General features: G+C 33.8%; 8 protein-coding genes. 1 reads left to right on the top strand and 7 read right to left on the bottom strand.

Annotated elements, in window-relative coordinates; translation table 11 throughout:
* Window positions 1-615: 615 nt before the first annotated feature.
* The 4 genes from GSA01S_RS08020 to gnd all read right to left on the bottom strand — a co-directional run bounded on the left by GSA01S_RS08020 (window position 616) and on the right by gnd (window position 6739).
* Window positions 616-2766 carry an ATP-binding cassette domain-containing protein gene (locus tag GSA01S_RS08020; protein WP_066126452.1) on the bottom strand — a complete coding sequence of 717 codons (2151 nt, stop codon included), beginning with the start codon at window positions 2764-2766 and terminating at the stop codon, window positions 616-618.
* Between the two features lie 136 nt (window positions 2767-2902).
* A complete protein-coding gene (locus tag GSA01S_RS08015) occupies window positions 2903-4420 on the bottom strand; it encodes a sensor histidine kinase (protein ID WP_066126451.1) in 1518 nt (505 codons plus the stop codon).
* Between the two features lie 2 nt (window positions 4421-4422).
* On the bottom strand, window positions 4423-5124 hold the full coding sequence (locus GSA01S_RS08010) for a response regulator transcription factor (protein ID WP_066126449.1): 702 nt from the start codon (window positions 5122-5124) through the stop codon (window positions 4423-4425).
* A 169-nt stretch (window positions 5125-5293) separates the two neighbouring features.
* Window positions 5294-6739: an NADP-dependent phosphogluconate dehydrogenase gene (gene gnd / locus GSA01S_RS08005; RefSeq protein WP_066126448.1), complete on the bottom strand. Its 1446-nt coding sequence runs from the start codon at window positions 6737-6739 to the stop codon at window positions 5294-5296.
* A gap of 149 nt (window positions 6740-6888) precedes the next feature.
* On the opposite strand from gnd, the gene GSA01S_RS10795 reads away from it, so the two are divergent.
* Entirely contained in the window at window positions 6889-7026 is a 138-nt protein-coding gene (locus tag GSA01S_RS10795) for a DUF4044 domain-containing protein (protein ID WP_157064805.1), read from the top strand.
* 45 nt (window positions 7027-7071) lie between these two features.
* On the opposite strand, the gene GSA01S_RS08000 is transcribed toward GSA01S_RS10795, so the two are convergent.
* From GSA01S_RS08000 to GSA01S_RS07990, 3 genes are read right to left on the bottom strand one after another with little or no spacing between them, the layout of a single operon-like run.
* Window positions 7072-7629: a TIGR01440 family protein gene (locus GSA01S_RS08000; RefSeq protein ID WP_157064804.1), complete on the bottom strand. Its 558-nt coding sequence runs from the start codon at window positions 7627-7629 to the stop codon at window positions 7072-7074.
* 15 nt (window positions 7630-7644) lie between these two features.
* On the bottom strand, window positions 7645-8151 hold the full coding sequence (locus GSA01S_RS07995; protein ID WP_066126446.1) for an ECF transporter S component: 507 nt from the start codon (window positions 8149-8151) through the stop codon (window positions 7645-7647).
* A complete protein-coding gene (locus GSA01S_RS07990) occupies window positions 8141-8938 on the bottom strand; it encodes a hydroxymethylpyrimidine/phosphomethylpyrimidine kinase (RefSeq protein ID WP_066126444.1) in 798 nt (265 codons plus the stop codon). Before GSA01S_RS07990 ends, GSA01S_RS07995 begins: the two co-directional genes overlap by 11 nt.
* Between the last annotated feature and the right edge of the window lie 53 nt (window positions 8939-8991).

Here is an 8991-nt window from a genome sequence, read left to right as displayed (position 1 = left end):
ACTTCTTGCCCACTCCCCAAAAATTCTGTGATCCACACCAATTGACAAAGAGCCAACTCCGTGACCTACACCATTTAAAAAGAACCATTATTACCCTCTAATACTGATTACATTGGACCTAGCATCTGCCCTACAAATATGATGAGCGGCAGTATTAAAATTAAAAGTAGATTCAATACTATAAATAACCCGTCATTTTCTTTAATCCCCAATATTAAACCTACCAGGCCAATCATTGGGCAGATAAAGATAGAAACCAGTCCAGTTGGTCTTAGATTAGTGTAAGTTTCAAAGATGTCTATTGGCAGTAAGTAATAAATCAACAAAATTTGCTATTCCCAGTAGAAACATTTTCCTACTTAAATTCTTCATAAAACATCCGCCATTATTTAAATTATCTTCTCTCTCTACAATACAATTTTAATTAAACTTTTCTTCAAATTTGTCAGTATAAATGATTGCGATGATGATATCAACAAGGTTCAGTTAAAATACAAAACCATTGCTTGTCTTCCCTGATGGAGTCACAAATTAAATAATTAAGGGCTAATCCTTTCAAAATACAATTCACCTCTTGAAAGAACTCTCAATTTATTCATGGAAAGCTTTTGCATTTTATTTTCCTAATAAAGAGTTATACAATTGTTTTTCTTTCACTCTGGTAACATTCCATATTAGCGCAACCAGTAAACATATGTTGACTAAATAAAATAATGTCGCAATCACAACGGGATTAAATAATTGATTGATGCCATTTAAATATAATGTATTTTTAAAGTGAATTAAATAGATGACGCTTGATAAGATATACGCTACTACAAAACCAATGTAAAACAAAATTAAGTGTTCGTAGATGAGTATCCGTTGAACTTCACCACGTGAATAACCTAAACTAAATTGTATCGCCAATTGGTCGGTATGTTTCTTAAAACATTGACGATTAAACAGACTTAATAATAAACCTAATATTAAAGATACTAAGCTAGAAATACCAATTAATATAATTTTCTCCCTTTGATAATCTTCAGCGATTGTTCCGTTTTTAAAACTATAATGACTTAATTGAACGTATTGAGGAAATAATCTTTCTAATTCTTCTGCAATTACTTGCTGATCAGCGTCAGATTCTAACTCAATAATCATGGTGGCATAACCTGATCCATAAGCTTTTTCAAATTCCTCAAATGAATTGAACATTTCAACAGTACTATTTCCCTTCACCAATCCACTCGAATTATACATCATCTTTAACGAATTATAATAATCCATCAGATTATCTCTTTCAATATTAATAAGAAAATGACTCCAAGGAACATAGATAGGAAAGTACAGGTCACTTGTATTAGCAGTATCTAAATGATAAACACCAGAAATAATGTAATCACTCTTTTTGACATCCAATTGATTATCTACTGCAACGGTCTCAAAAGAGACGGTTTCTCCCACCACTTTATTATAATCTTGATGTTGGAAATAAGATTGGATAAATATATCTGGTACTAAAATTTGGTTAGAATCATCATCTGGGTATTCCCCTTCAATAATGGTTAACTTTTCGGGATTAAAGCTGCTACTGGATTGTTTGGGTATCGTGAGCATTTTAAAGCCAAAACCAATATAAAATTCGCCCTTTTTATATTTAAATTGATCTTTTATTTGGTCGGATAATTGATCTTGATTATAGATTAAATTTAATCCATAACCATCACGATCTTTTTCTAAAAATAAATTCTTATCAGTATTATCGACTGATTTGACTCCTTTGATATTTTTTACAATATCAATATCTTCGTCAGAAAAGTATAGTTTAGATCCATCCGAAAGTTTTGACGTTGTTCCTTTACCAAGCAACACCCTTTGAGCATTGGGAATTAATTCCCCCGTATCAATTACAATCGTATTTTCAGTTACCGTTGTAAAAAGGCGTTCAAAACGATTGGTTATGCGACTAAATTGAAAACTAAACAGCATAAATAATAGCGAAAACACCACTGCTACTGGAATTAACATTAAAATATTTTCAAGTTTCTTGGCTTCTAACAGTGAACATGCTTGTAAATAAGGTGTTTTCTTGACAATGTTTGCTTTTTTACACGTTTCAGCAATAGGTTGTGTCGCCTCATCACTAGATTTAATTTTAACGATTTTCTGGTTTTTAAACTGAAATATATCATCCGAATTTTCAATAATGGACATATTATTACTTAAGATAATAATCGTTAACCCTTTTGCCTTTAAATGATGAATATATTGCATTAAATATTGAATGTTATTCAACTCTAAGCCATTAGTCGGTTCATCTAATAATAAGATTTTGGGTTTAAGTAACAGTGATCGAGCAATGGCTAGTTTCATTCTTTCAGAGGTACTTAGCTCCGAAACCCTTTTATGTTTTACATCTTCTAAAGATAAGGTAACAAGTTGTTCATTAATCTCTTCTTCAGGAAAAAAACCTAATTTTGCCAAGTTATCCCACACTGTCATTAAATCATTTAATTTCTGTTTCTGGTAAACAATTTGCATCTCCTGATTCCTGACACGGTGCCAATCTTCTTCAGAAAAATCATGAACATTTTGATCGAAAAGTAAATAATCCCCTTCAAAATCACTGTCTAACCCAAATAAGATTCCCAATAAGTTATCTTTTTGAGCTTCATCGTCATAATAAATTGTATATATTTTACCAGGGGATTTAATGGAAAAACTAGCGCTATCCAAAAGTAGCGTTTCTTTTTCAGTTTTTGTTACTTTTCGAAATTCAATCATGTTCTTACCCCTTTTTAAAAAGCAATTTCAAATCAATTATAACCTAAATAAATAATTGAACAATAACTTTTGATAAATAAAATAAATGAAATCACTTCCACTTATATTTTAACAGAAAGTTATTGTTCACAAGATACTATAATGTTTTTCGAATTGCTTTTTGTTTACTCTTATAAATTTGCCGTTGGTCGGTTAAGATTGGAAATGTGACATAAAAAATTGAGCCATGACCTAGTGCACTTTCGACTTTAATTGAGCCCTTGTAGCTTTTTACTAATTGTTGAGCAATACTTAAGCCGAGTCCATTACCACCTTTATCACGCGATCGTGCTTTGTCAACACGATAAAATCGGCTAAAAACGCGCTCTTTGTCTTCTTCAGACATTCCTTCACCAAAATCTTGAACGGCAATTTCAATTTCGGAAAGACTAGTACTGATTGAAAGATGGATTTCTTTACGGTCTTGACTATATTTGACTGCATTATCAATCAAAATAATGAGCAGTTGCTCAAAGTGATTACGAAACATTTTAATATACAAATCATCAGGATTCTTTTCACTATCTAAGTAAAAATTAAATTCTGGATAAAGCATCACAAAATTGCTGTGAATCTGTCTGATGGTCGAATAAACCTCCGTAATTTCGTCTTTATAATCCATTTCTGCGTGATCGGCCCTCATTAAATCAAGCATTTCTTGTACAAGGCCCTTCATCCTTGATATTTCTTGTAAAGAAGCAGAAATCGACTCTTCTAATATTTCTGGATCATCCTTACCCCAGCGATTTAATAATTTTAAATGGCCTTCCACTATTGCGACCGGTGTTCTTAACTCGTGAGAAACATCTTCTACGAATTGTTTTTGATTTCTGACATACAAATCGATTTTATCTAGCATGCGATTAATATGTAAAGTCAAATCACTCCATTCATCCGTAGAACGTGGGCGTCGCATGCGCATTTCAGATAAATTTTCTTCTTCTACCAAATCTAAAGCATTATTTAAATAATTTAGCGGTCGTAAAAATAGACGCGATAATACAAAGGCAACTAAAGCTGCTACCAATAACAGCACAAGTATTGAAATAAAAAAGATATGTCTTTGATTCTTTTCCAGTTCAATTAAGGTTTGTGGTTGCACAATATATTCCAGGACACCTAAATTTTCTCCTGTTTGGGTCGAACGGATTGTTGTACGACCAACATAACTGAGGACATCTTTGATTTGAGTTTCCACTAATTGTTTGTTACTCTCTACCGTTGGGACATCCAAATGTCTATTGCTGAAGATTAATTGATTGCGCTCATTAAATAAGCGTATTGTTAAATCCTCATTTAAACCAGTGCTAATATACTGGTACAATTCTTTCGAGATATTTTGTGATTGTTGATTGCTATTAAGTGGTTTATTATCTAAATCAGTACTTGATGGCCTTTGATATAAGTGATCAAAGGATTGAATATACTCAGTCATGCGGTCAAAATTTTCTTGATAAACGGCTTTGATCGCTGAGCGTTGTTCTTGATGATAATAATAATAATTAAAATTTAAAGTCGTTAACGCGATAACAAAGAAACCTAAAAATAATAAAACGCCCCATTTCCATTTTAGGGAAATGGGTTGTTCTCTTTTAAACCATTTTCTAATATTCATCTTTACGTTCTCATAACATAACCAGTACCACGAACAGTTTGAATATAACTTTCTTTATTTGGTAAGTCAATTTTATTACGTAAGTAACGGATATAAACATCCACCACATTGGTTTCCACTTCTGATTTATATTCCCAAACTTCATCTAATAAAACTTCACGTGACATTACCATATTCAAGTTTTCCATTAAGAATAATAATAATTCATATTCACGTTTAGTCAGATCAATCACTTCGTCACCACGACGCACAATCCGATTAGCTTTTTCGATGACTAAATCACGATAGGTAACCGTCGGCTGTTGAGGTGAACGTTGTTCCTCTTCTGATTCAATTCGGCGGAATAATGCACGTAAACGAGCCAATAGTTCTTCAATCGCAAATGGTTTTACGATATAATCATCCGCCCCTTGATCTAAACCGGATACACGGTCCATAACAGAATCACGGGCAGTCATAATAATAATTGGCGTATCTTTTACTGGTCGAATACGACGACATACTTCAAGGCCGTTTAATTCTGGTAACATTAAGTCTAATAATATAACATCCCAATCTTCTTCTAAGGCTGCTTCTAATCCACTGCGACCATCATTACAAATTTTGGTCTCGTAGCCTTCATGTTGTAATTCTAAGTCAACAAAGCGTGCAAGATTCTTTTCATCTTCAATAATTAAAACACGTTGTTTTTTATCTTCAGACATACTATGTCCTCCTTATCAATTTTTAATCTCTTCGTCTTTATATTACACAAATTTGTAGCAAAATTCCACCATTTATTACTGAAAACCTAAGATTTTCTAATAATTAAGCGCATAATACTAATAAAGGAGTCCAAATTATCTAATTTGGACTCCCAAGAGTTAAAAATAATTAATCTTCTAATTTTTCTTCGCGCACTTCATTCCAGTGGAAATGGAAAGTACCTGGTTTATCAACACGGTTATAAGTGTGAGCCCCAAAGTAATCACGTTGTGCTTGGATTAAGTTAGCCGGTAACACTGCTGAGCGATATGAATCATAATAAGCAATCGCTGCAGAGAAGGTTGGAACTGGAATTCCAGCTGCAATCGCCACTGATACCACATGACGAACCGCTTCATGATTTTTAGAGACAATCTCTAAGAAATAGTCGTCTAACATTAAGTTTGGTAATTCAGAATTATTCTCGTAAGCATCGGTAATTTTTTGTAAGAATTTTGCACGAATAATACAACCTGCACGGAAAATACTTGCGATTTCGCCATAAGGTAAATTCCAGTCATAGGTTTCACTTGCTTCACGCATTTGAGCAAACCCTTGAGCATAGCTCATAATTTTACTAAAATACAATGCTTGACGAATGGATTCAATTAATTCTTTACGAGCTGTTTCATCTAATTCCAATTTAGCATCGACATTTGGAATAATCGTACTTGCATGCACACGTTGGTCTTTTTGACTTGAAATAAAGCGTGCAAACACTGATTCTGTAATTAATGATAAAGGCTCACCTAAATCTAAAGCACTTTGTGAAGTCCATTTACCAGTTCCTTTATTACCCGCACGGTCCATAATGACAGAAACCATTGGTTTACCTGTTTCAGGATCATTGGTTTTTAAGATTTGAGATGAAATTTCCATTAAGAAACTATCCAACTCACCTTCATTCCACTCTGTAAAGATATCTCCTATTTCAGCAACTGATAAGCCTAAACCACGGTGTAAAATATCAAATGATTCCGCAATTAATTGCATGTCACCATATTCGATACCATTATGTACCATTTTAACATAATGTCCCGCACCATTTGGACCAATGTATGTCACACATGGTTTGCCATCTTCTTCAGCTTTAGCTGAAATTTGTTCTAGGATTGGCGCTACTAATTCATAAGCTTCTTTTTGACCACCTGGCATAATTGAAGGTCCTTTTAATGCCCCTTCTTCACCACCAGAAACTCCAGTACCAATAAAGTTGATGCCAGAGTTCGCTAAATACTCACTTCGACGAATCGTATCTTTATAGAAAGTATTTCCTCCGTCAATCAAAATATCCCCTTTGTCTAGGTGAGGTAATAATGATTCAATAGTTGCGTCTGTCCCTTTACCGGCTTGAACCATTAATAAAATTTTACGAGGCTTTTCTAATGAATCAACAAATTCTTCAACCGAATAAGTTGCTTTCAAATTTTTCTCAGGATTTTCTTCAATGACTGCGGTTGTTTTTGAACCCGTACGGTTGAATAAGGCTACTGAATACCCTCTGCTTTCAATATTTAATGCGATGTTACGTCCCATTACGGCCATACCTACGACACCAATTTGTTGTTTTGACATGTAATTGCCTCCTAGTTATTATTTCTCATTTATTTTACCAAATTTTCAGTAAATATTAAAGCTTAATGCAAAAAATTGGACTTTAGTTGGTTTATATTTTTAATCGTTTATAATATAATAGTACTGTCATTAATAAAGGAGATCATGTTATGTTTCAATCAAATAAAAATAAGAAAAAATTATCGAAAATGGATCGAATGGTCCGCTTTATTTCAATCGCAATGGTATTAACGATGTTAGTTTCGCTAATTATGTCATTTATTTACAGTTTAAATAGTTTCTTCTAAATATAAAGACCTTCTGATCAATCGTCAGAAGGTCTTTACTTTCGCTCATTTTATTTCTATTCCCTCATAAATGGCTCTAGGACCGCCAACATATCGTGGACGTGAAGTGACTGCCGTTACATGAGCATGTCCTAAAGTTTTAATCGTCGGTCTAATCGGTACTTGAACGGATTTAACATGCATCCCAATAAAAGTATCGCCAATATCAATGCCGGCTTTTGCTTGTACTGCCATCACTTCAATCGGATTTTTAAATAATTTAAAAGCTGATACCGAAGCAGCGCCTCCGGCATGAAGACTTGGTCTTACCCATACCTCTTCATAGCCTTTCCGTTCAGCTACCACTGACTCAATAACTAATGAGCGATTTAAATGTTCGCAGCCTTGAACCGCTAAATGAACGTTTAATGGATTTAACTTATTTAAAAGTGTTTGAACAATCAACTCACCAATTTCTAAACTAGAATGTTTACCAATTTGATGCCCCATCACTTCACTTGTTGAACATCCTAAAACAAAGACATCATTTTCTTTTAAATTTGCCTTTTCAATAATATTGTCCATAATTTCATTTAAGTTTTCTTGTAATTGTTCTAAGTTCAATTCTGCTCCTTCTTCCTAATGAGAGTATACTTTTAATATCGATAAAAATTTATTTTTTACAAGCATCACAACGACGCTACCAAAACCAACTTGTACAATGTTACTTGGGATTGAAACCCATCCTACACCGCCACCATATAAGAATTCATTGGCCATCGCATAGCCGCCAACCATAATCAAGCCAGCGATTGCTAAAGCAAACAACATGCTTTTATTGTCGTTTCCATATTTTTCAATAATCAAGCCATAAACCAATCCTTGTAATCCATGAATGACAAGTGAGAATGGTGCCCAAATAGTATATCCTGAAATTATATCGATTAATAAGCCAGTGAGTCCCCCAACGACTCCCCCACCTAATGAACCGAAGGCTAAACCTGCACAATAAATTCCGGCATCTAATATTGTAACAAATCCATTAGTAGCAGGAACTGGTATAATAATTAATAATGACAAAACTAAAGTTACTGCTGTAATGACTGCTAAATATGTTAATGTACGAACATCAAATTTATTTCTCATTTTTATCCCCTATTCTATTCCAAATATTTCCCCCATCACCGGATGGTAAAGACAAACCTTGATTGATCCCTTGATATACAAAGTGTTTAGCATTTTTGATTGCTTGCTCGAGTGTTTCATTATTTGCTAATTGAGCTGCAATCATTGAAGATAATGCACAACCGGCTCCATGTATATTTAAGGTATCTAATTTAGGTAATTCAAAAAAGTGTATCTTTTTGCCATCAAATAAAACATCCACTGCTTTTTCACCTGGAAAGCGCGCACCACCGGTAATCAATACTGGAGTTTTCACAATTGAGTAGATATTCTTAGCTTCATCTGCCAGCATCAATTGATTCTCAATGTCACCACTTTCACAAATAATCTTTGCTTCCGTTAAATTAGGTGTAATGACGGTCGCTGATTTCATTAAGTCAATCATTTCTAATCTAATTTGCTTGATTTCCTTCGATGACTCCTTAAAAGCCATTACAGGATCAATTACAATCGGACAATTTTGCGTTCCAATAAATTCTTTGACTACTGCAATCGTAATGGCATCGTTTAATAAACCAATCTTAATGGCTGATAATTGATAAGTGTTCGCAATCGTTTGAAGCTGTTGCTTAATTAAACTAGCAGGCAAAGAAACAATTTCAAAAGAACTATCACTACTCTCAACTGCGATACAAGTAATCACATTAACCGCAAAACTTCCTGCTTGTTCAATGGTCTTGATATCTGTAGTAATACCGCCACCACCCCAAGTATCCGAACCAGCTATTGTTAAGACTACTGTATCCATTTTCTCCCCCCTTTGTAAATAATATTTTCATTATAGCACATTTTCTTTTAAGG

It is taken from the genome of Globicatella sanguinis NBRC 15551 (genome assembly GCF_001552295.1).
GTDB classification, from domain to species: Bacteria; Bacillota; Bacilli; order Lactobacillales; family Aerococcaceae; genus Globicatella; species Globicatella sanguinis.
This window is presented reverse-complemented; position numbering and strand designations above follow the sequence as displayed.